The 23,219-nt window shown below is 70.5% G+C and carries 18 protein-coding genes; 11 read left to right on the top strand and 7 right to left on the bottom strand.

Annotated features, from left to right (window positions below; all coding sequences use genetic code 11):
* The first annotated feature begins 17 nt into the window (after positions 1-17).
* Complete coding sequence (gene miaA / locus E1287_RS27090) at positions 18-929, top strand: tRNA (adenosine(37)-N6)-dimethylallyltransferase MiaA (RefSeq protein WP_131967895.1); 912 nt, start codon at positions 18-20, stop codon at positions 927-929.
* Between the two features lie 54 nt (positions 930-983).
* Positions 984-1,823, top strand: coding sequence for a diaminopimelate epimerase (gene dapF / locus E1287_RS27085; RefSeq protein ID WP_131967894.1), 840 nt, complete (start codon positions 984-986; stop codon positions 1,821-1,823).
* A gap of 311 nt (positions 1,824-2,134) precedes the next feature.
* Here the strand turns inward: dapF and E1287_RS27080 are convergent, their stop codons facing one another.
* Together E1287_RS27080 and E1287_RS27075 are read right to left on the bottom strand one after the other, a co-directional pair.
* On the bottom strand, positions 2,135-4,099 hold the full coding sequence (locus E1287_RS27080) for a sensor histidine kinase (protein ID WP_131967893.1): 1,965 nt from the start codon (positions 4,097-4,099) through the stop codon (positions 2,135-2,137).
* 389 nt (positions 4,100-4,488) lie between these two features.
* Complete coding sequence (locus E1287_RS27075) at positions 4,489-5,100, bottom strand: TetR/AcrR family transcriptional regulator (RefSeq protein WP_131967892.1); 612 nt, start codon at positions 5,098-5,100, stop codon at positions 4,489-4,491.
* Positions 5,101-5,201: 101 nt separating this feature from the next.
* Between E1287_RS27075 and E1287_RS27070 the strand changes: the two genes are divergently transcribed.
* Genes E1287_RS27070 through E1287_RS27050 form a run of 5 tightly spaced genes read left to right on the top strand, consistent with a single transcriptional unit; the run spans position 5,202 to position 11,578 of the window.
* A complete protein-coding gene (locus E1287_RS27070) occupies positions 5,202-6,194 on the top strand; it encodes a hypothetical protein (protein ID WP_131967891.1) in 993 nt (330 codons plus the stop codon).
* A gap of 59 nt (positions 6,195-6,253) precedes the next feature.
* Positions 6,254-7,258, top strand: coding sequence for an ABC transporter permease (locus tag E1287_RS27065; protein WP_347813986.1), 1,005 nt, complete (start codon positions 6,254-6,256; stop codon positions 7,256-7,258).
* A gap of 2 nt (positions 7,259-7,260) precedes the next feature.
* Positions 7,261-8,076, top strand: coding sequence for an ABC transporter permease (locus E1287_RS27060; protein WP_243719465.1), 816 nt, complete (start codon positions 7,261-7,263; stop codon positions 8,074-8,076).
* Positions 8,073-9,908, top strand: a complete 1,836-nt coding sequence (locus E1287_RS27055; protein WP_131967889.1) for an ABC transporter ATP-binding protein — start codon at positions 8,073-8,075, stop codon at positions 9,906-9,908. Before E1287_RS27060 ends, E1287_RS27055 begins: the two co-directional genes overlap by 4 nt.
* Positions 9,905-11,578 (top strand): ABC transporter family substrate-binding protein, encoded by a 1,674-nt coding sequence (locus tag E1287_RS27050; RefSeq protein WP_131967888.1) that lies wholly within the window; start codon positions 9,905-9,907, stop codon positions 11,576-11,578. The genes E1287_RS27055 and E1287_RS27050 overlap by 4 nt, the downstream gene beginning before the upstream one ends.
* Positions 11,579-11,582: 4 nt before the next feature.
* On the opposite strand, the gene E1287_RS27045 is transcribed toward E1287_RS27050, so the two are convergent.
* The 5 genes from E1287_RS27045 to aceB form a co-directional block, all read right to left on the bottom strand.
* Positions 11,583-12,305, bottom strand: coding sequence for a hypothetical protein (locus E1287_RS27045; protein WP_131967887.1), 723 nt, complete (start codon positions 12,303-12,305; stop codon positions 11,583-11,585).
* Between the two features lie 109 nt (positions 12,306-12,414).
* A complete protein-coding gene (locus tag E1287_RS27040; RefSeq protein WP_131967886.1) occupies positions 12,415-13,701 on the bottom strand; it encodes a heterodisulfide reductase-related iron-sulfur binding cluster in 1,287 nt (428 codons plus the stop codon).
* The gene (locus E1287_RS27035) at positions 13,701-14,831 is read right to left on the bottom strand and encodes an FAD-binding oxidoreductase (RefSeq protein ID WP_243719464.1); all 1,131 of its coding nucleotides are present in this window, start codon (positions 14,829-14,831) and stop codon (positions 13,701-13,703) included. The genes E1287_RS27040 and E1287_RS27035 overlap by 1 nt, the downstream gene beginning before the upstream one ends.
* A 74-nt stretch (positions 14,832-14,905) precedes the next feature.
* Positions 14,906-16,354 carry an FAD-linked oxidase C-terminal domain-containing protein gene (locus tag E1287_RS27030; protein WP_131967884.1) on the bottom strand — a complete coding sequence of 483 codons (1,449 nt, stop codon included), beginning with the start codon at positions 16,352-16,354 and terminating at the stop codon, positions 14,906-14,908.
* A 53-nt stretch (positions 16,355-16,407) separates the two neighbouring features.
* The gene (aceB, locus tag E1287_RS27025) at positions 16,408-18,015 is read right to left on the bottom strand and encodes a malate synthase A (RefSeq protein WP_131967883.1); all 1,608 of its coding nucleotides are present in this window, start codon (positions 18,013-18,015) and stop codon (positions 16,408-16,410) included.
* 275 nt (positions 18,016-18,290) lie between these two features.
* Here aceB and hflX point away from each other — a divergent pair, with 275 nt between their 5' ends.
* The 4 genes from hflX (at position 18,291) to E1287_RS27005 (ending at position 23,060) form a co-directional block, all read left to right on the top strand.
* The gene (gene hflX, locus E1287_RS27020; RefSeq protein WP_131967907.1) at positions 18,291-19,667 is read left to right on the top strand and encodes a GTPase HflX; all 1,377 of its coding nucleotides are present in this window, start codon (positions 18,291-18,293) and stop codon (positions 19,665-19,667) included.
* A gap of 545 nt (positions 19,668-20,212) precedes the next feature.
* Positions 20,213-21,427: an imidazolonepropionase gene (gene hutI / locus E1287_RS27015; protein ID WP_131967882.1), complete on the top strand. Its 1,215-nt coding sequence runs from the start codon at positions 20,213-20,215 to the stop codon at positions 21,425-21,427.
* A gap of 28 nt (positions 21,428-21,455) precedes the next feature.
* Entirely contained in the window at positions 21,456-22,289 is an 834-nt protein-coding gene (locus tag E1287_RS27010) for a DegV family protein (protein WP_131967881.1), read from the top strand.
* A gap of 75 nt (positions 22,290-22,364) precedes the next feature.
* A complete protein-coding gene (locus E1287_RS27005) occupies positions 22,365-23,060 on the top strand; it encodes a ComEA family DNA-binding protein (RefSeq protein WP_131967880.1) in 696 nt (231 codons plus the stop codon).
* The last annotated feature ends 159 nt before the right edge of the window (positions 23,061-23,219 follow it).

The raw sequence follows: 23,219 nt of genomic DNA, 5'->3' as shown, positions 1-23,219 counted from the left end.
GTTCTGTTGCCACAATTATGCCTGTGACCTCACCAGATGTGATCGCCGTCGTCGGCGCGACCGCCGCCGGCAAGTCCGACCTCGCCGTGGAGCTGGCCCGAAGGCTCGGCGGCGAGGCGGTCAACGCCGACTCGATGCAGCTCTACCGCGGCATGGACATCGGCACGGCCAAACTCTCCCCGGACGAGATGCGCGGCGTCCCCCACCACCTCCTGGACGTCTGGGACGTGACCGTGACGGCGAGCGTCGCCGAGTACCAGCGGCTCAGCGCCGAGGCGATCGCGGGAATCCGGGAGCGGGGGCGGCGGCCGGTGCTCGTCGGCGGGTCCGGCCTGTACGTGCGGGCCGCGCTGGACCGGCTCGAGTTCCCGGGGACGGACCCCGCCGTCCGGGCGCGCCTGGAGGAGGAGCTGGCGGAGGTCGGGCCGGGCGCGCTGCACGTCCGGCTGCGCGGGCTCGACCCGGCCGCGGCGGAGGCGATCCTGCCGAGCAACGGGCGCCGCATCGTCCGGGCGCTGGAGGTGATCGAGATCTCCGGGCGCCCGTTCAGCGCCACCCTGCCCGAGCACCGGTACCGCTACGACTCGGTCGTCCAGATCGGGCTGAGCGTCCCCCGGGACGAGCTGGACGAGCGCATCGCCCTGCGGGTCGGGAGGATGTGGGACGCCGGGCTGGTCGACGAGGTCCGGGAGCTGGACAAGCGCGGCCTCCGGGACGGTCTCACCGCGGGACGCGCCCTTGGCTACGCGCAGGTGCTCAATTTCCTGGCGGGGGAGTGGACGGAGGAGCAGGCCCGGGAGGAGACCGTCCGGTCGACGCGGCGTTTCGCCCGGCGGCAGGAGTCGTGGTTCCGCCGTGATCCGCGCGTCCAGTGGCTTCCCTACGACGCCTCCGACCTGGTCGATCGCGCGCTGGCCCTGGTCGGCTGAGGCCCGTCCCGAACGGAGTCGTTCCGCATCGGGCGCGGGCAATATGCTCGAAGAATGCGGTTCATCAAGGGGCACGGCACCGAGAACGACTTCGTGATCCTGCCCGATCCTGACGGCGCCCTGGAACTCACACCGGACGCCGTAGCGCGGCTGTGCGACCGGCGCGCGGGGATCGGTGCGGACGGCGTCCTGCGGGTCGTCCGGACAAAGGCGGCGGGCCCCGGCGTGGAGTCCTTCGGTGGGTCTTTCGAGGACGCCGAGTGGTTCATGGATTACCGCAACGCAGACGGGAGCCTGGCCGAGATGTGCGGCAACGGCCTGCGCGTCTTCGCCCGCTATCTGGTCGACGCCGGTCTCGCCGCGCCCGGCGAGTGGGACGTGGCGACGCGGGCGGGGCTTCGGCGGGTGACGCTCGGCCCGTCCGGGGACGTGTGCGTCGAGATGGGCCAAGTCGAGATCCTCGGCCCCGGCGAGGCGACCCTGGCCGGAACGGTTTTCCAGGGCGAGCGTGTTTCCGTGGGGAATCCGCATCTGGCGTGTCGCGTCGACGGCCCGCTCACGGCGCTGGACCTGTGCCGCGCCCCCGGCTTCGATCCCGCCGTCTTCCCGGACGGGGTGAACGTCGAGTTCTTCCGCTTCGTCGGGGAGCGGCACGTGGAGATGCGGGTGTACGAGCGCGGCTCCGGCGAGACCCGCTCCTGCGGGACCGGGACCGTGGCGGTCGCCGCGACCGCCGCCGCCGTCGCGGGAACGATCGGAGCGTCCGGGACGTCTGACTGGACGGTGGACGTTCCCGGAGGACGGGTCAGCGTCGCCCTCGACGGACAGGCCGCCCGCCTGACGGGTCCGGCGGTCCTGGTCGCCGAGGGTGAGGCATGGCCCGGCTGGATCTGACGGAATCCCCTTCTCACCAGGGGGGAACGCGATCCGGCACCGTCCCGGCTCGATCGGGACAGGTGTCCCTCACCAACGGGACCTTCCGCCGCATAACTTCTTTCTTGCACACCCTCTGGTGAATGGCCCGTATGGACCGGGATGGGAGCCCCGGTGCCGTACGGAGCCCGAGGGCCGGTGGCGACCTTCTTGGCGGGGGGCGGTCACCGGCCCTCCCACCGGGTGGCACCTTTTCAGCCCACCGGGTGGGCTGTGTCAGCGGTAGTGGTGGCGGTTCCGCAGAAGTATTGATCCGTAGAAGTATTCATGTACTACGGATGGACGCCGTTAACGGGAAGACTGGCGCGTACGAGTGTCCCGCCCTGGGGGCCGGGCCCGACGGTGCACGATCCACCGAGTTCCGCCGCACGTTCCCGCATGGACGACATCCCGATCCCGGAACGTACTTGCGAGGGCAACCCCACCCCGTCGTCGTCGACGGTGACGTGCAGATCGCCGTTGAGATGCAGCCGCACCACCGCGGAACCCGCCTTCGCATGCCGGTGCACGTTGGTGAGGGCTTCCTGCACGATCCGGTACGCGGCGACCTCGGCGGCGGCCGGCAGGCCCTTCAGATCGCCGTCCACGTGGACGTCCACCTTCGGGCCGTCGCCGGTCGCGACGACGCCGCCCAGCGCCTGGATCGCGCCCTCCAGCCCCAGATCGTCCAGCGCGGGCGGACGCAGCCCGTACACGAGGTCGCGGATGTCGCCGATGGTGCGGCCCATCGTCGCGCGCAGGTTCTCCAGCAGCGCGTCGACCGCCTCCGGGTCGGTCTTCAGCGTGATGCGCGCCGCGTCGACCGTCATCGCGAGGCTCGCCAGCGTCGGGCCGAGCCCGTCGTGCAGGTCGCGGCGCAGCCGCCGCCGCTCCTCCTCGCGCGTGCGCAGGATGCGCTCCCTGGACCGCTGGACGTCCGCGGACAGCCGCGCCGCGTTCGCCAGCTCGGCGAGGTTGCGGGCCAGGATGCCGGACAGGCGGGCGTCCGGCGTGCGGGTGACGCCGAACAGCAGCCGGCCCACCGGCTCCCCGTGCCAGACGAGCGGGATGAGCTGCGGACGGGTGCCGAGCACGCCGTCCTCCGCGGAGATCGTCCGGCCGTCGCGGTCCAGGACCTCGATCCTGGCGCCGGTGGCGTGTAGGGCCGAGCGCGCCACCTCGGCGGCCACGGCGAGCGCGGCGGCCGCGTCGGCGGCGGTCTGCAGCCGCCGGTTGAGCCGGTCGGCGATGCGGTACGGGTCGCGCTCGCCGTGGATGAACCCGTCCACCGTGCGCTGCAGGCGCCGCCGGACGGGCTCGAAGACGGCGCCCGCGACGATCGCGCCGGCCAGCCCGGCGATGGTGCCCTCGCCGTGCGCGAGCAGGCTCGCCGCGCCGACGAGCGCGAAGTAGACGCCGGTGATCACGACGACGAGCCCCGCGTACACCAGCGTCCGGCTGACCACGAGATCGATATCGTAGAGCCGGTACCGCGTGATCGCGATGGCGATGCAGATCGGGACGGCGACGATCGTGATGTTGCGCAACGGGTCCCCGATCGGGCCGTTCTCGCCGGCGTAGATGATCCCCTCGGCGAGCACGCCCGGGTACACGACCCAGCCGATCTGCCGCCGCACGTCCGGCGGCGCCTGGACGAACCGCACCGCCAGCGAGAGCAGCGCCGCGGCGAGGGTGGCGACGATGATCGCGGTGATGGCCACCGGGATCTCGTCGAACGGGTAGACCGAGACGCCGTTGTGCCAGCGCCGCACGTCCGGGTCGATCGTCAGGTGGACGCACACGATGACCGGGACGAGGCACGCGAGGACGAGCACGGGCCGGAACCAGCGCGAGACCAGCCGGCCGTCCGGGAAGATCAGCGGCAGGACGAGCGTAAGGGCGTAGGTGTCAATGGCCCAGAGCCAGGTGGCGAGCCACTGGACGAACCCGGTTCCGGTCCAGTCGTGGAGCTCGAACCAAGGGCCCAAATTGAGTGACAGGACGTACAGGGCGGCGCTGAAGCCGGAGCCCAGCATGAGCCACGCGACCGTCAGCCCGCGCCTGTGCCGCACCAGGACCGCGCCGACCGGCGTCCACGCCAATGCGACGAGGATCTCCGGGTGCCACCAGACCATCCGACGGTCTTCGGGCAGCCGGGTGCCGATGTAGAGGGACGCGGCGACGAGGAGGACGGCCCCGAGCGCGAGCGGGAACGCGACACGGCCCGCTCCGCGGTCGTGTTCTGCCGTCTCCACCATGTGCTCCTCGGGGCAAAAGTAATGGAATGTTAAAACGTCCTGTTCCCTGTCCTGCAGTCGTCGTGGCGTCCGCCTCAGGACACCGGCGGCGGGGGTCGGTCGATGCCGTGGCCGTCGCCGTGCATTGGCGCGTGCCGTGATGGTAACCGCGGAATCCTGCGGTGAGAACGGAAGGTGCAGGTCAGAGTCGTCCGGCCGGAGGCGCCTGGCGTCGCTCGCCGCCCCGTTCGCCGGCTTTCGGCGAGGTGCGGTGCAGGCGGCGGCTATGGGCCCGCACCGGGGCGGGTTCCGGATCGCCGCCGGCGCCGTTCCAGGTCGGGTGTATCCGGGCGACCGAAATCGTATGTTTCGGATGCCCAAGCGATGCCTTGGGTCGCGTGCGCGGCGGGTCAGGCCCTCAGAGTCAACATGCTGTCGCGGCAGATCGCCTGCATGCCGCGCCGCAATTCCCCGGGCGAGACGTCCTTGATGAGGAGCCGCTGCAGGACGAAGCCGGGCAGGATCGCGAACAGGGTCTTGCCCGCGGCCACGACGTCGGTGTCGGGCGGGAGCAGCCCCACGTCGACCAGGCGGCGCAGGTAGCGCGTCCACGTCTCGCGGATGCCGGTGATGTTGTCGGCCATGTACCCGGCGATCTCCGGCTCGTGCATGGCGAGCGACCATGCGGCGGGCGCGAGCCGGAGCGGGCCGTCCGGGCCGGACAGGGTGACGACCTTGGATGCGAACCGCTCGATCAGCTCGTCCACGGGGAGCAGCGGGTCGCTGTCCACCAGCCGGCGGAAGAACGCGTGGAGGTCGCCGACGACCGTCGAGATGTTGGCCTCGATGATCTCGTTCTTGCTCTTGTAGTAGCGGTAGACGGCGCCGGCCGAGAGCCCGGACTCGGCGAAGATGTCCTGCATGGACGTCGCGTGGATGCCCTTGCGGATGAAGCAGGTGCGGGCGGCGTCCAGGATCTGGCGGCGGCGGCGCTCCAGGTGCTCCTCGCTGACTCGCGGCATGCGGCCAATATAAAACGAACGTTCGTTTCTTGACAACCTCGGACGGCGGATGCGACGCTGGCGATACTAAAGAGAACGGACATTCGTTTTAGGAGGCGTCCATGCGGTCCTCCCTCGCCTCGCGCGCCGTCGGCGTCGCCGTCGCCGCCGCGCTGCTCCAGCTCATCATGATCATCGCGTTCTCCTGGCCGGCCGCGCGGGTGGCGCCGCGCGACGTCCCGATCGTCGTGACCGGCCCGCAGGCCGCCGCCGTCGCGGAACGGCTGGACCGCGAACGCCCCGGCGCGTTCGACGTCCGGACGGAACGCGACGAGGCCGCCGCACGCACGGCCCTCACCGAACGGGAGGCGTACGGCGCCATAGTGACGACCCCGTCCGGCCCAAAGATCCTCACCGCCTCCGCCGCGTCTCCGGTCATCGCACAACAACTCACCGCCATGGCCCAACACCTCAACCCGCCCGCGTCGCCTGGGAGGTCGTCCGCGCCGCTTGTGGAGGACGTTGTCGGGGCCGACTCCGATGACCCGCGCGGTGCCGGGTTCGGGGCGCTCGCGCTGCCGCTGATCATGTCCGGGCTCGCCGCCGCGGTGCTGCTGACGTTCGCGGTTCCCGCGGCTGGGTGGCGCGCCGCCGGTGTGGTTCTGTTCGCCGTCCTGGGCGGGCTCGGCGTGGCGGGGATCGCGCAGGGCTGGCTGTCCTTGCTACCCGGTTCCTACCTCGCGGTCGCCGGGGTGATGTCGCTGACCATCCTGGCCGTGACCGGCACGGTCGTCGGCCTGGCCGCGGCGGTCGGACGGGCCGGGTTCGGTCTCGGCGCGCTGGCGCTGCTGCTGATCGGCAACCCGCTGTCGGCCGCCACCTCGGCGCCGGAGATGCTGCCGCAGCCGTGGGGCGAGATCGGCCAGTTCCTTCCGCCGGGGGCCGCGGTGACGCTGCTGCGGTCGACGGCGTTCTTCGACGGCGCGGGCGCCGCCGGGGCGGCGGGCATCCTGGCGGGGTGGGCCGCCGCCGGGTTCGTCCTGCTGGCGATCGGCGGACTGCGCGAACGCGCCCGCGACGAGACCGTGTCGGATCGCGAACCCGCCCTCGCCTGACATCTGCCGTTTTCCCGCGCAGTGTGTGATCACTCGGTAGCATTCTGTGATTCTTCTGGGTGGTCCGAAGGGAAGGCATGGCGGCGTTCCTGCTGCGGCGGCTGGCGAGCCGGGTGGTCCTGGCCGTGCTGGCGGCGAGCCTCGCCTACGTGCTCGCCGCCGTCGCGCTCGATCCGCGCGCCAACCTCGAAGGACGGACGCCCCGTCCGCCCGCGGCCGTGATCGACGCCCGGCTGAGCGCCCTCAACCTGAACGACAGGACGCCTCTGACCGACCGGTACCTGACCTGGGCGGGTGGCGTCGTCCAGGGTGACTTCGGCCGTACGTGGGACGGCGAAACGGTCAACGCCGAGTTGTGGCGGCGGCTCGGGGTGAGCATTCGGCTGATGTTCCTGGGGGCCGTCCTAGGCAGCGCCTTGGGCGTTCTTCTCGGCGTTTATGCGGCGGTGCGGCGCGGACGGACGGCCGACAGGCTCATCAGCCTCGGTTCCTATCTGCTGCTGGCCGTGCCGGTGTTCGTCCTGGCGGTGTTGCTACAGGTCGCTGCGAGCAAGGTGAACGGCGTTGTGGGGATGCAGGTCTTTGTGTGGGTTGGGGAGTCCACGCCTGGCGCGTCCTATGGAGTGCTTGGCGGGTTCGCTGATCGCGGCAGGCATCTGCTGCTGCCGACGGCCACGATCGGGCTCACGCAACTCGGCCTCTACTGCCGCTACCAGCGCGTCATGATGCTGGACGTCCTGCACGCCGACCACGTACGGACCGCGCGGGCCAGGGGCCTGCGACGCCGTAGCGCGCTCCTGCGACACGGGCTGCGCACAGCCTTGACGCCAATGACGACGTACTTCGTCTACGCCTTCGGCCTGCTGCTCCTTGGCGGTCTCTACACCGAGAAGATCTTCGGCTGGCACGGGGTGGGGGAGTGGCTCGTCGACTCCATTGCGCGCGGTGACGTCAACGCGGTCGCGGCGATCGTCTGCGTCGCGGTGTGCGGGGTCGTCCTGGCCGGGCTGATAGCGGACGTTCTGCAAGGCGTCCTCGACCCGCGCGTCCGGGCGGCGGTGTGAGCGTGATCCGGAGCCGGCGGGCCGTCGCCGGGCTCGTCCTGCTGGCATCGGTGTTCGCGCTGGTGTTCGGAGGGCCGCTCGTGTCGCCGTGGACCTGGGACGACACGGATTTCGCGGCCTTCCGCGCGGGGCCGTCCGCGCAGCATTGGCTCGGCACGACGGAGAGCGGACGCGACGTCTTCGCCCTCACCCTGCGCGGCGCGCGGACGTCGCTGCTCATCGGCCTCGCCGTCGCCGTGATCTCGACCGCGGTCGCCGCCGTCGTCGGGACCGTGGCCGGATACGCGGGCCGACGCCTCGACCGGACCCTGATGTGGGGCGTCGACCTGCTGCTCGTCCTGCCGCCCTTCCTGATCGTCGCCCTGCTGGCCCCTCGCCTGGACGGTGGCGCACCCGTGCTCGTGCCGCTGCTCGCCGCGTTCATGTGGCTGATCACGGCGCGGATGGTGCGCGCCATGACCGCCTCGCTACGCGACCGCGAGTACGTGCTGGCCGCCCGGTTCCTCGGCGCGGGCGCGCCGCGCGTGATCGTCCGGCACGTCCTGCCGCAGCTCGCGTCGCTGCTGGTCGTGGACGCGAGCCTCAACGTCAGCGTCGCGATCGTCGCGGAGAGCGGGCTGTCGTACCTGGGGCTCGGCGTCCGTCCGCCGGACGTGTCGCTCGGCACGCTGATCGCCGACGGGCACGGCGCCGTGGCGGCCTATCCGTGGCCGTTCGGGTTCGCGGCCGGGCTGCTGGTGGTCATCGTCCTGGCGGTGAATCTGCTGGGGGACGGTCTGCGCGACGTCCTCGATCCGGCCTCGGGAGGCGCTCGTTGAACGTCCTGCGGGTCACGGATCTGACGGTTCGCTACACGCCGGACGTGCACGCCGTGCGGGACGTGACCTTCACGGTCGGGGCAGGCGAAGTGCTCGGGATCGTCGGCGAATCCGGCTCTGGGAAGACGGCCCTCGCGCTCGCGCTGATGGGGCTTCTGCCGGAGAGCGCCCGCGTGGCGGGATCCGTGCGGCTGCGCGGCGAGGAGCTGCTCGGACGGTCGGACGCCGAACTCTCCCGGATACGCGGCAACGACCTATCGATGATCTTCCAGGATCCGCTGTCGGCGCTCACGCCCGTCCGCACGGCCGGGGACCAGATCGCCGAGACCGTCCTGATCCACTCGGGGGCCACGCGCGCGGCGGCGCGGGCGCGGGCCGTCGACCTGCTCGGTCTGGTCGGCGTTCCGGGCGCGGCTCGGGTGGCCCGCGCGTACCCGCACGAGCTGTCCGGCGGGATGCGGCAGCGCGTGATGATCGCCATGGCCATCGCCAACGAACCCGACGTGCTGATCGCGGACGAGCCGACGACCGCCTTGGACGTGACCGTCCAGGCGCAGGTCCTGGACGTGCTGCGGGCAGCCAAGGAGGCCACCGGCGCGGCGATCGTCCTGATCAGCCATGACATGGGCGTCGTCGCCGGATTCGCCGATCGGGTGATGGTGATGCATGCGGGACGTGCCGTGGAGCAAGGGCCGGTGGACCAGATCTTTCGGCGACCGGATACGCCTCAAGCGGCGGCGTTGCTGCGGGCGGTTCCACGTATTGAAGAGTCGTCCGTTCCTAGGGCGGCCGCTGAGCGCGCTAGGCGTCCCGTCGTTCTGGAGGTGGAGGGCCTCGTCCGTCACCATCCCCTCTACAAGGGCGCGTTGCTGCGCCGCCGAGCCGGGACGGTAAGGGCCTTGGACGGCATCAGTTTCGACATCAGAGAGGGCGAGACCCTAGCGCTGGTGGGGGAGTCGGGATGCGGCAAGACCACGACCCTGATGGAGATCCTGCGACTTTCGCGCCCGCAGAGGGGACGTGTCGCCGTCCTCGGAAACGACACGGCGGCGCTGGGACCGTCCCGCCGTAAGGCTTTGCGGCGAGACGTCCAGGTCGTGTTCCAGGACCCGTATTCGTCCCTCGATCCGCGCATGCGCGTGGCCGCCATTCTCGTCGAACCGCTGACCTTGCATGGTGTGCCGTCGTCCCAGGTAGGTCGCCGCGTCGATGAGCTACTGAAGTTGGTGGGGTTGGAGTCGGAGCATGCCCGGCGATTCCCGCATTGCCTCTCAGGCGGGGAGGCGCAGCGCGTGGGCATCGCCAGAGCATTGGCATCGGAACCACGTCTCTTACTCCTGGACGAGCCCGTAGCGGCCCTGGACATGTCAGTTCAGGCCGATGTCCTAGCCCTGTTGGAGAAACTGCGGGAGCGACTCGGCATGGCCTACCTTTTCGTCGCTCATGACTTGGCCGTCGTCCACCGCATCGCGGATCGGATCGCCGTCATGTACATGGGCCGCATGATGGAGATCGGCTCGGTGGCTGACGTATACGGTGCGCCAGCCCATCCGTACACGCGTGCGCTGCTGGACGCGGTCCCTTTGCCGGATCCGGTCCTGGAGCGGCGTCGCGCACGCCTCCTTTTGCGTGGAGAGCCACCTGACCCGGTGGCCTTATCTACGGGATGCCGATTCCGTGCGCGCTGTCCGCGCTACGCCACGCTCACCGCCGTCGACGGACGTCTCTGCGAGGAAAACGATCCAGCGTCCCGCCCACTGCGGGCCGCGGACAACGCCGATCGGTCGGTTGCCTGCCACCATCCCCTTGTCGAAGCTAAGGCCGAACTTTGAAACGCATACTCGTAGGCGTCCTGTTGATTGCCGTGGGTGGCTGCAACGAGCCGCAGGAGCCGATCACCCACGCGGCGTCTGGACGACTACCAGCGTCCGATGTCAATCCGACCCCGCGCGATCGTGTCGTCAACGGTGGGACGCTGCGCTGGCCATTGCCCGAGTTCCCCTCCCAATGGAATTTCAACCACGTCAACGGCACTAAAGGAGCGGTCGAGCACGTCATCCAGGGCGTTCTGCCGTATCTGATGCGACCCGACGAGAAGGCCGTGCCGCGTCCCGTCCCTGAGTATCTGCGGTCGGCGACGTTGAGGCGCACCAAGCACGGCCAGATCGTCACCTACCGGCTCAACCCGCAGGCCAAGTGGTCGGACGGCCGCCGCATCGGACACGCTGATTTCGTAGCCCACGCGCACGCGCTCTCTGGACGCGACCCGCGATACGAGGTTTCCACCGTCACCGGCTACCGCCGAATCAAGCACATTGAACAGGGCGTAGACAACAACACCGTAGAAGTGACTTTCGACGGGACGTATGCGGACTGGCGCAGCCTGTTCAGCCCGCTTTACCCGGCCACAGCCTACGCAACGCCACGCGCGTTCAACACGGGATGGATGAATCGCCTGCCCGTCACGTCCGGACCGTTCAAATTCCACAGTATTGACCGCACAGCCAAGACCGTCACCATCGTCCGTGACTCCGCCTGGTGGGGCGCACCGGCGAAACTCGACCGGATCGTCTACCGCGTCATGGACACCAGCGCGATGCCCGGCGCGTTCGCCAACAACGAGATCGACCTGATGGACATCGGTCTCGACGCAGGCGCCCTGAAACGAGCCCAGGACGTTCCAGGAGCAGCAGTACGCCGGGCGGGCGGCCCAGACTGGCGTCACCTCACGCTCAACGCGACCACGCCCGTCCTGTCCGATGTGCGTGTACGGCGGGCCGTCATGCTCGGCATCGACCGGCGCGTCATCGCCAGAGCGGATCTGTCCGGCCTCGGAGTGCCCATCCAAACGCTCGGCAACCATTTCTACGTCAACACTCAAAACGGCTACCAGGACAACTCCGGGGACCTCGGAGTGTACGACCCGTCTCGCGCCCGGAAACTCCTGGACGAGGCAGGCTGGACGCTCCACGGCAAGTACCGGACCAAGGCAGGACGGATGCTCGCCCTACGCTTCGTCGTCCCGTCCGGGGTTCCGATCAGCAAACGGGAAGGGGAACTTACCCGCGCCCTGCTCGAACGCATCGGCATACGCGTGGACATCGTGCCCGTGCCCGCCGACGACGCGTTCGACCGGTACGTCGCGCCAGGGAACTTCGATATCGTCCCGTTCTCCTGGCTGGGCACTTCGTTTCCCGTGTCGCCCATGCAGTCGGTCTTCGCGCGGCCCAACGGCGGCCGCGTCCAGCAGAATTACTCCCGCATCGGTACAGCGGCCATAGACAAGGCAATGGATCGCGCTATCGCGGAGGTCGACCCGGCGAGAATTCACGTCCTTGTGAACAGAACCGACCGGCTTATCTGGCATCAAGCGTCGGTCTTGCCGCTGTACCAGCGTCCCCAGCTCGTCGCCACCCGCGCGGGCTTGGCGAACCTGGGCGCTTGCGGCTTCTTCGAGCCCGCCTACCAGGACATCGGCTTCACGACCCCCAAACAGAACTGAACACCTAGGGGAAAGCGAGCTGGATGCCCTTGCGGTCGTTGGTGAACCGCGCGTTCCACACGTACAGCCGCAGGTCGCCGGCGGAGACGTCGTCGTTGACCGGAAGTTCGGTGGCGATCCGCACCACGTACGACGCGCCCGCCGGGATCATCGTGCTGCCGTTCTCGTCCAGGGGCGCCTTCGCCCCGCCGACCCTCGCGGTGATCTTGCTGTGGTTCGGGAGGGTGCACATGTCGTCCGGGATGCCGGGCTGCGGCATGCACCGCTCCCGCATGGACGACGGGACCCGCGCCTTCGGCAGGAACAGATCGGCCGGATAGTCCAGCAGCACGGGCCGCCGCTGGCTGTTGGTGAGGACGTAGTCGGCGTAGGCGTACGTCGTGCCGGACGGCGGGGCCGCGGTGGCGCCGAGCGGCCGCTCGTCCGTCCCGGCCTTGACGGCGGCGAGGCTGTAGCCGTACCCCTCCGGCGTCATGAAGCCGACCGGGGGACCGGCCTTGGGGGCGGGCACGGACGGTCCCTGCGTCCCCGCGCCGCCGCCCTGGCCAGCGGACGCCGGCTTGGCCGGGCCCTCGCCGGGGTCGCCGTCCGGCCGGAGGACGACGATCCCGGCGGCCACGGCGGCGATGCCCACGGCTCCCGCGAGGGCCCCGGCGAGCCCGAGCCTCCCCGCGTTGCTCTTCTTTTTTCGGCGGTGCGAACGTTGCGGTCGATAGCTGGTGGCCATGATTCTGCGTGCTCCCTCGGGCCTTCACCAGGCTCAGTAAGCGCGTCCTGTCTCAAGCAGTCGGACAGAATACCGGACGCCCGGATCGGCGACGTTACTGGTCAGGGGCTTACGAATCGCGTGCGACGAGCGCGTCGCGACCGAGACCCCGCAGGGAGGCGTCCAGAACCTGCGCGGTGTGCGCGACGGCGATGTCCGCGCCGCGCCGCCGCAGCGCGGTGGCGATCTGCATCGAGCAGCCGGGGTTGGCGGCGACCAGTAGTTCGGCTCTGGTGGCGTCCACGTTCACCGCCTTGCGGTCGCCGAGCTCTCCGGCGGCCTCCGGCTGGAACAGGTTGTAGGTCCCGGCGGAGCCGCAGCAGATGTCCGGTTCGGCGATCTCGCGGACGTCCAGCTCGGGGATCGCGGCGAGCAGCGCCCGCGGCTGGCTGCGGATCCCCTGCGCGTGGGCGAGGTGGCACGCGTCGTGGTAGGCGACGGTGACGGGAACCGGTTCGCGTTTGGCGCGCGGCCCGAGATCGGCCAGGAACTCCGCGAAGTCGCGGGTCTTGGACGACAGCGCGTCCGCGCGTCCCGACCAGGCCGGATCGTCGGCGAGCAGTGCCCGGTACTCCTTCATCGCGGACCCGCAGCCCGCGGAGTTCACCACGATGACGTCGACGGCCTCGAACATCTGGATCGTCCGGCGCGCGAAGGCGCGGGCCTCGTCCTCGCGGCCGGAGTGCATGGACAGCGCGCCGCAGCACCCCTGGTCCTTGGGAATGATGACGTCGCAGCCCTCCATCGCCAGGACACGGGCCGTGGCCGCGTTGACGCCCGGGAAGAACTCGGCCTGCACACAGCCGGTCAGCATCCCGACCGTGGTGCGCCGCTCACCACGCGCCGCGACACGTTCGGGCAGTTTCGGCGCCTTTCCGAGGGGCGGTGCGAGCCGTTCCATAGCAGCGACGGACGGCGAAATACGCTCCAGGAGGCCGCTACGCCGGACGAGCCGTTCCAGACCTGATTTCTGGTAGGCGCGCAGGGGACCGCGTAGAGCACGAAGCCGCCGCCTGTAGGGGAACAGCTGAAAGACCAGTTCCCTTATGGCACGTTCCTTCAGCGGACGTGTGTGCTCACGTTCGACGTCCGCGCGGGTCATCTCGATGAGCCGGTCGTACTGCACACCGGACGGGCAGGACGTCACACATGCCATGCAGCCCAGGCAGCGGTCGAAATGCTCCACCATGGGGTCGCTGAGCGGCGTTCCGTCAGCGTGCTGCTGCATGAGGTGGATGCGGCCCCTGGGCGAGTCCATCTCCTCGCCCCAAAGGACATACGTCGGGCAGGTGGGCAGGCAGAAACCGCAGTGCACGCAGTCGCTCAGAAGATTTGGGAGGTCGTCCTCAGCGCTCATCAAATACCTCCCGCGAAACGGCCCGGGGACAGCCGGTGGTCCGGGTCGAACTGGTCCTTCACGCGCCGCATCAGCGCGAGCGCCGGAATCGGACCCCACAGGTCGATTTCGCCGCGCACCTCTTCCGGCGTGTAGCGGACGACAGCGCCGCCGCGGTGCCGGCCCAGTGCCTCTCGTAGGCGTCCTAGGACGTCGGCTACCTCGTCCGGCGTCGACTCGGCGGGGAGGCCCACGTGGCCGTGCCCGCTACCACTCCAGCTTACGGCGATGTCCGGGCCGAGCAGGGTGAGGAGGTCGCGGAGGGCGGGCGGTGGGGCGCTCAGGTCGATGAGCGTGGTGCCGTCCGGGTACCGTCCCCAGCCGTCCGGTGCGGTCTCCCTGATTTCGGCGTTCTCGCCCAGGAGTTCTGCGGTCTGCCTAGCGCGCGCGGCGACACCCTCAGGGACGCCCTCCAAGAGCACCGCGACCGTTCCCGGGCCTATGTGGCCTATGTACTCCACCGCGCTCGGCGCCACCGCACAGTGAAGGACGGTCTGGACGGCGTCATACGCGTCCTCTGGGCCGTTCACAGCGCAGACCACATAAGCGGTAGCCGCGGGAACGGGGTGAAGGCGGAACGTCGCGTCCACGATGAGCCCGAGGGTTCCGAAAGAGCCGGAGAAAAGGCGGCCGAGGTCATACCCGGCGACGTTCTTGACGACCTTCCCGCCGGAACGTGCTATCTGACCGTCCGCCCTGACGATCGTCAGCCCGATGACCAGGTTGCGGGGCGTCCCGTAGAGCGAACGCAGCGGGCCCGCCGCGCCCGTAGCGATAGTGCCGCCGACAGTGGAACCGGGCAGGGGAACGTCTAGCGCGAGCCGCTGGCCGCGTTCTGCGAGCTTCTCGGCGAGCCGATCCATCGGCAGCCCCGCCTCCACCTTCGCCACAAGGTCCCCTGCGGCATGTTCGATGAGACCGTCCAGCCGGTGGGTGTCGACTAGCAGATCGCACCGTTCCGGGGGCGCGCCCCAGTCCAGACGGGTTTCGGCGCCACGCGGGACGACCGCCAGCCCGTTCTCGGCGGCGACGCGCATGACGTCGGCGGCCTCGGTCACGTTCTCCGGCGCGGCGACCAGGGCGGGCTCCACACCGAGCACACCTTCCGCAGGCTCACCGGGCCGTACATCGCCGCAGACCTTTGCCAGAGCGTCCAGGGGCCGCATCAGAAAAGGTCCGCCTTTCCCTCGTACGGGTGGGCCCCCCTGCGCACGCCGGGCACCTCGCCGCACAGCCGCGGCGTCGGGAACACCTTCCCCGGATTGCACAGCCCGGCAGGGTCGAAACCGCAGCGGACCATCTGCATCGTGTCCAGATCAGTATCTGTGAACATGCGCGGCATGTAGCGGGACTTGTCCACCCCTACGCCGTGCTCGCCCGTGATGGAACCGCCGTGCTCGATGCACAGATCGAGGATCGCGCCAGAAACCGCCTCCGCGCGCTCCTCCGCGCCTGGCTCGGCGTCGTCGAACAGCACCAGCGGATGCAGGTTTCCGTCGCCCGCGTGGAACACGTTCGCGACCCGTACGCCCGACTCTGCCGACAGCGCGTCGATGCTTGCCAGCACCTCCGGGAGCGCCGTCCGGGGGATCACGCCGTCTTGGACGATGTAGGCCGGGCTGATCCGGCCGACCGCGGCGAACGCCGACTTGCGCCCCTTCCAGATCAGGGCGCGCTCCTCGTCGTCGGCGGCGATGCGGATCTCGAACGCGCCCGCGTCCCGGCAAAGCCGCTCCACCTCGGCGAACTGCGCCGCCACCTCCGGCTCGGGGCCGTCCAGCTCCACGATCAGCACCGCGCCCGCGCCCGGCGGGTACTCGCAGCGCACCGCCGCCTCCGCCGCCTCGATCGACAGCGCGTCCATCATCTCGATCGCGGCCGGGACGACGCCCGCGCCGATGATCGCCGACACCGCGCCGCCGCCCGCCTCGATCGACCCGAACGCCGCCAGCAGCGTCTGCACCGTCTCCGGCACCCGCGTCAGCCGCACGGTGATCTTGGTGGTGATGCCGAGCGTGCCCTCCGCGCCGACGAACACGCCGAGCAGGTCGTAGCCCGGCCCGTCCGCCGGCAGCTCGACGATCTCGCCGTCCGGCGTGACGACCTCGCAGGACAGCACGTGATGCGCGGTGAACCCGTACTTCAGGCAGTGCGCGCCGCCTGAGTTCTCCGCCACGTTCCCGCCGACCGAGCAGATCTGCTGGCTGGACGGGTCAGGCGCGAAGTAGTACCCGTACGAGCGGACGGCCCGCGTCACGTCCAGGTTGATCACCCCGGGCTCCACGACGGCCCGCTGCCCCGGAATGTCGATCTCCAGGATCCGGCGCATCCGCGACGTGACGATCAGCACGCCGTCCGCCCGGGGGAGCGCCCCGCCGGACAGGCCCGTCCCGGACCCGCGCGCCACATACGGCACCCCGGCCGCAGCGCACTCGCGGACGATCGCGGCGATCTGCTCGGCGGTGTCCGGCAGCACGACGATCGCGGGCGTCGACCGGTGGTTGGTCAGCCCGTCGCACTCGTACGTGCGCAGCCGCACCGGGTCGGTGATCACCCGCCCGGCCCCGAGCAGCCCCTCCAGCCCGGCGGCGAGCACCGCGAGTCGCGCGTCCATCACTCCACCTTCCTCCGCCCCCGCCCCAGCCGCAAGATCGGCGGGAACGCCGATCAGGGGAACCGCTGGTAGGCGGGGGTGGTGAGGAACTCGGAGTACTCGTCGGCGAGGGTGACGTCCTTGAAGAGGGCGACGGCCTGGACGTAGCGGGGCTCGTTGTACGCCTGCCCAAGCTCCTCCCTGATCTTCGCGAGCTCCTCGTCCAGGAGCTCCCCGACCCACTCCTTCGTGATCTTCCTGCCCTCGGCGGTCTCGACGCCGTTGTAGATCCACTGCCACACCTGGGAGCGGGAGATCTCCGCGGTCGCCGCGTCCTCCATCAGGTTGTGGATCGCGACCGCGCCGGCGCCGTCCAGCCAGGTCGCGAGGTAGCGCAGCGCCACGTCGATGTTGTTGCGCAGGCCCGCCTCGGTGATCTCGCCCGGAGTCGCCTTGATGTTCAGCAGGTCGGCGGCGGAGACCTGGACGTCCTCGCGCAGCCGCTCGCGCTGGTTCGGCCGGTCGCCGAGGACGCCGTCGAAGACCTCCCGGCAGACGGGCACGAGGTCGGGGTGCGCGACCCAGGAGCCGTCGAAGCCGTCGCCCGACTCGCGGGTCTTGTCGGCCCGGACCTTCTCCAGCGCGACCTTGTTGACCTCCTCGTCGCGGCGGGACGGGATGAACGCCGCCATCCCGCCGATCGCGTGCGCGCCGCGCTTGTGGCACGTCCGGACGAGCAGCTCGGTGTAGGCCCGCATGAACGGCGCGGTCATCGTGATCGCGTTCCGCTCGGGGAGGATGAAGTCGGCGCCCCGGTCCCGGAACTTCTTGATCACGGAGAACAGGTAGTCCCAGCGGCCCGCGTTCAGGCCCGCGGAGTGGTCGCGCAGCTCGTAGAGGATCTCCTCCATCTCGAACGCGGCCGGGATCGTCTCGATCAGGACGGTCGCGCGGATCGTGCCGCGTGGGACGTCCAGGGCGTCCTGGGCGAGGTTGAACGCGTCGTTCCAGAGCCGCGCCTCAAGGTGGCTCTCCATCTTCGGCAGGTAGAAGTACGGGCCCTTGCCCTTGGCGAGCTGCCTGCGGGCGCAGTGGAAGAAGTACAGGCCGAAGTCGAACAGCGACCCGGACATGGGCTTGCCGTCGACGAGGAGGTGCTTCTCCTCCATGTGCCAGCCCCGCGGCCGGACGACGATCGTCGCGAGTTCCGCGTCGTCCTTCAGCGCGTAGGACTTGCCGCTCTTCCCGTCGGTGAAGTCGATGGCGCGGTCGAGGGCGTCCCGCAGGTTGAGCTGCCCTTCGATCATGTTGTCCCAGAGGGGGGTGTTGGCGTCCTCGAAGTCGGCGAGCCACACCTTGGCGCCGGAGTTCAGCGCGTTGATCGTCATCTTCCGGTCCGTCGGGCCGGTGATCTCGACGCGGCGGTCCTCCAGGCCGGGGGCGGGGTCGGCGACGCGCCAGGAGTCGTCCTCCCGGACGCTCGCGGTCTCGGGCAGGAAGTCGAGCGTCCCACCCGCGGAGAGGGCGCGCTGGCGCTCGGCGCGGGCCGCCAGCAGCTCCTCGCGCCGTGCGCCGAGCGCGCGCTGCAGGGAGGCGAGCAGGCCGAGCGCCTCGGGGGTCAGGATCTCCTCGTACCGATCGCCGAGGGGTCCGGTGACCTCGACGCCGTCAAGTCCAGCCATCTGCCTTCCCTCCATGAGATTTCGTATAGTGAAATTTGAGTTCTGTTCTGTGGAGAACGCTACTCGGCGGTGCCGAGACGGGTCAAAGCGGGGGTTGCCCCAGACGGCGCGGATAACCGCGTGACCACGGGGGACGGTGCGTGAGACGATCGTCGGGAAGACACAGCCGCACCGCGGCGTTGCACAGAGGACATATGACTCAGCCTTTCTCTGCAGACCAGACCGAGTTCGACACTCGGGACGAAACCGCTCGGGACGAAGCCGAGTACGAGCCCATGACGGGCGAACTCGACCTGGAGGACCGGCGGGCGCTGCGCCGCATCGCGGGCCTGTCCACCGAACTGACCGACGTCACCGAAGTCGAGTACCGCGCGCTCCGGCTGGAGCGGGTCGTCCTCGTCGGCGTATGGACGGACGGCACCGCCGAGGCCGCCGAGAACTCCCTGCGCGAGCTGGCGCTCCTCGCCGAGACCGCGGGCTCCGAGGTGCTGGAGGGCCTCGTCCAGCGGCGGCACCGCCCCGACCCGGCCACCTACATCGGCTCCGGCAAGGCCGCGGAGCTGCGCGACATCGTCATCGCCACCGGCGCCGACACCGTCATCTGCGACGGCGAACTGGCCCCGAGCCAGCTCCGGCACCTGGAGGAGACCGTCCAGGTCAAGGTGATCGACCGGACCGCGCTGATCCTCGACATCTTCGCCCAGCACGCCAAGAGCCGCGAGGGCAAGGCGCAGGTCGAGCTCGCGCAGCTCGACTACCTGCTGCCGCGGCTGCGCGGCTGGGGCGGCAACCTGTCCCGGCAGGTCGGCGGCCGCGCCGCCGGCGGCGTCGGGATCGGCGGCCGCGGGCCCGGCGAGACCAAGATCGAGCTGGACCGGCGGCGGATCCGCACCCGGATGGCCAAGCTGCGCCGGCAGATCGCCGAGATGTCCAAGTCGCGCGACACCAAGCGCGGCGAGCGGCGCCGCCACGCGGTCCCCGCCGTCGCCATCGCCGGCTACACCAACGCGGGCAAATCGTCCCTGCTCAACCGGCTCACCGGCGCCGGGGTGCTAGTGGAGAACGCGCTGTTCGCCACCCTCGACCCGACCGTCCGGCGCGCCGAGACGCCCGGCGGCCGCGCCTACACCCTCGCCGACACCGTCGGGTTCGTCCGGCACCTGCCGCACCAGCTCGTCGAGGCGTTCCGCTCGACGCTGGAGGAGGTCACCGACGCCGGGCTGATCCTGCACGTCGTGGACGGCTCCGACCCGGCCCCCGAGGCGCAGCTCGACGCCGTCCGCGAGGTGCTGCGGCAGATCGACGCCGACGCGATCCCCGAGATCGTCGTCATCAACAAGGCCGACGCCGCCGACGACCTCGCGATCGCCCGGCTCCAGCGCCGGGAGCCGCACAGCGTCGTCGTGTCCGCCCGCACCGGGTTCGGCATCGAGGAGCTGCGCGCGGCCATCGAGGCCGACCTGCCCGGGCTGGAGAGCGAACTCCACGTCGTGGTGCCCTACGAGCGCGGCGACCTCGTCGCGCAGGTGCACGAGCGCGGCGAGGTGCTCAAGCAGGAGCACCTGGCCGAGGGTACGATGCTCCACGCCAGGATGCCGGCGGACCTCGCCGGAGAGCTGTCCCGCTACGAAACCGTGGCGCCGACCGCCTGACGCTTGAGGCTTCGGGGCAGACGCCCGGGACCCTGACGGCCCAGGCCGGGAGGGTTCCGGGCACGGCGACGGGTTTCGGTCCCGCCTATGGCGATGTTCGGACGCGTCTGGAAGCCGTGCCCGGGTTCATCCTGGTCGCTGAACGGTGACAGCTTTCCCAATCGGCTTGACGGTCAGGTTGAAATCCGTACGGTCGTAGAGCTAAGGGGCGGGGTGATGGCTGTCGATGCGCTGCGATCAAAGGTTGTCGGGCGGGCCTTCAGTGCACTACCGTGACGAAACCGATATCTCCGGTCTCGTTGCCAGTGGTGGTCGTCCGGCCACCCGACCCACCGACGGTGAGTCGCCGGCACCCAGTCGGCGTTTCGGATCGAGAGCAGGTGGCCCACGCATGACAGGTCCAGCGCGAGATCGAGAGCAAGTGGCCCGCCCCACACGCACGGCAGGTCCGACCATGGGAAAGAGGGCAGGCGGCCCGCATCCGCGCCACACGGCGCCCGGTCCCGCGCTGAAGCGCGCCATGCCCCACCCGGGTCGGTGACCCTATGACCGTACGGCTGTTGACGAACATCGGCAGGCTCTGGACGGGCACCGACGTCTGCAGCAACGCGGCCGTGCTCATCCACGACGACCGCATCGTCTGGGCCGGGCCCGCCTCCGACCTGCCGCAGCGCGTCCCCGGCATCATCGACGACATCGTCGACGTCGACCACGTGGAGAACCTCGGCGGCGGACTGGTCACGCCAGGGCTCATCGACGCGCACTCCCACCCGGTCTACGCGGGCAACCGCTGGGCCGAACTCGCCATGCGCACCAGCGGCTCGTCCCACTCCGCCATCACCGCGGCGGGCGGCGGCGTCAACTCCACCGTGACCGTCACCCGGGGAACCGACCCGTGGACGCTCTGCAACGGCGTCCGCGAACGGCTCCGCCAGTGGATCCTCGCCGGGACGACCACCGTCGAGGCCAAGACCGGCTACCACCTCACCCGCGACGGCGAACTCGCCGACATCCGGATGCTGCGGTCGCTCGAGGGCGAACCGGCCATGCCGCGCATCCACGCGACGTTCCTCGCCGCGCACATCCTGCCGCCCGAGTTCTTCGGCCGCCGCCGCGACTACATCGAGGCCGTCCGCCTGTGGGCGGGCGACGCCGCCGTCGCCGGAGCCGACTCCATCGACGTGTACTGCGACGAAGGCCACTTCACCGCCGAAGAGGCCCGCGCCCTCCTGCTCACCGGCAAGCGCGCCGGTCTGAAGGCCCGCATGCACGCCTGCGCCAACGAGCGCGTCGGCGCGGCCCAGGTCGCCGCCGAGGTCGGCTGCGCGTCCGCCGACCTGCTCACCCAGGCCAACGACGACGACATCAAGGCCCTCGCCCACGCCGGCGTCACCGCCACCGTCTGCCCCGGCAGCGCCCTCAACAGCAGCCGCGCGCCCGCGCCCGTCCGGCAGATGCTCGACCGCGGCGTCACCGTCGCGCTCGGCACCGACCACAACCCGGGCCAGTGCGGCATCACGTCCATGCCCCTCGTCATCGGGCTGTCCGTCGCCATGTTCGGCCTCAGCGTCACCGAGGCGCTCCGCGCCGCCACCCTCGGCGGCGCCGCGGCCCTCCGCGTCGGCGACCGCGGATCCCTCGCGCCCGGCATGCTCGCCGACATCGTCCTGTGGGACGCCGACCACGAGGGCGCGTTCGCGTGGGCGTTCGGCCTCCGCGCCCTACGGATCTGGCGCGGCGGCGTGCCCGTCCAGCCCTGACGCGCGGTTCGCGGGGTAGCGTCCCCTCATGGTCAGCGCCGTCGCGGTCGTCACGGACTCGACCGCCTACCTGCCGCCGGGCCTCGCCGAACTGCAGGCGCTGACCGTCGTCCCCCTGCAGATCGCCGTCGGCGGCACCGATTGGGACGAAAGCGACATCAGCTTTGCCGAGGCGGCCGAAGCGCCGAACATCACCACGTCCCGTCCCTCTCCCGCCCGCTTCGCGGACGTTTACAGAGCCGCCGCGGACGGGGGCGCCAGCGAAGTCGTCTCGGTTCACCTGTCCGCGAGCATGTCCGGGACAGTAGAGGCGGCACGGCTCGCCGCCGATGACGCACCCGTCCCCGTAAGGGTCGTCGACAGCGGAACCATCGGGATGGGTCTCGGCTTCGCCGTGCTCTCTGCGGCAGCCACCGCCCTCTCCGGCGGGACGGGTGAGCAGGCAGCGGACGCCGCTCTACGCCGGGCCAAACTCACCCGGTCGCTCCTGTACGTCGACAACCTTGAGCACCTACGGCGCGGTGGACGGATCGGCACCGCGGCCACCCTGTTCGGTTCGGCGCTAATGGTGAAGCCCCTCCTCGACATTGCGGACGGACGCATCGAACCGCTGGAGAAGGTCCGGACGTCCACGCGCGCCCTGGCGCGGCTGGAGGAGCTCGCGGTCATCGAGGCGGGCGACCGGCGGGTCGACCTCGGCGTCCAGCACCTCGGCGCCCCGTCCCGCGCCGAATCGCTGGCCGCCCGGCTCCGCGAACGCATCCCGCACGTCCAGGACGTCTACGTCGGCGAGGTCGGCCCGGTCATAGGCGCCCACGTCGGCCCCGGCGTGATCGCCGCAGTCGTGGCCCCCCACCTCTGAACCGCTGACTCGGAGTTATCCACAATTTCCGGGGCGTGCGCGCCGGGCCGCGTGTCGCGCTTACCGTCTCTCGACATGAGAACCGACGCGAGGGACCGGCTGGACGCTCTGATGGGTAAGCTGCGGCCTCCCCAGACACCGCCGTCGGCCCGCTTACGAGCGGGTCCCGACCGGTCGAACGTGCGCATCCTCGTCCTCATCGGTGTGCTCGCCGCCGTCGTGGCCGCCGGCTACCTGTGGCTGGCCCGTCCGCGCCCGCAGCCCTCGGCCGGCCCGCTCCCGAGCGCCACCCTCGCCCACGTCCGGCCTGCCGCGTCCGCGAACCCGGCGTCCGGCCCACCGGTGGTCGTGCACGTCCTGGGCAAAGTCAAGCGCCCCGGAGTGATCACCCTGCCGTCCGGCTCCCGGGTCGCCGAGGCGATCAAGGCGGCGGGCGGGGTGCGCCCGGGCGCGAAGACCGGCACCCTCAACCTCGCCCGGAAATTGGTGGACGGCGAACAGATCCCGGTCGGCGTCCGCGGCCCCTCGCCCATCGCCGGTGCCCCGCCCCCGTCTCCTGACGGTTCCGCGGCGCCCGGCACCCCGCTCGACCTCAACGCCGCCACCGCCGAGCAGCTGGACGATCTCCCCGGCGTCGGCCCCGTCCTTGCCCAGCGGATCGTCGACTACCGCACCCAGCACGGCGGATTCCGCTCGATCGAACAGCTCCAGGAGGTCAGCGGCATAGGCGCCCGCCGCTTCGCCGACCTGAAGCCGATGGTCCGCGTATGACCCACGACCTCCGGCTGCTCGGCCCCGCGCTCGCCACGTGGATCACGGCCGCCGCGACCATCGGCCTGCCCGCGTACCTCACCTACATCCTTGCCGCAGCGACGGCCCTGACGGCCCTCTACCTCCTGGCAACCCGCCGCCGCCCGCCCCGCACCCACC

It is taken from the genome of Actinomadura sp. KC06 (assembly GCF_004348735.1).
Taxonomy (GTDB): domain Bacteria; phylum Actinomycetota; class Actinomycetes; order Streptosporangiales; family Streptosporangiaceae; genus Spirillospora.
Note: the sequence above shows the minus strand (reverse complement) of the source record. Positions and strands in the feature narration are given on the sequence as shown.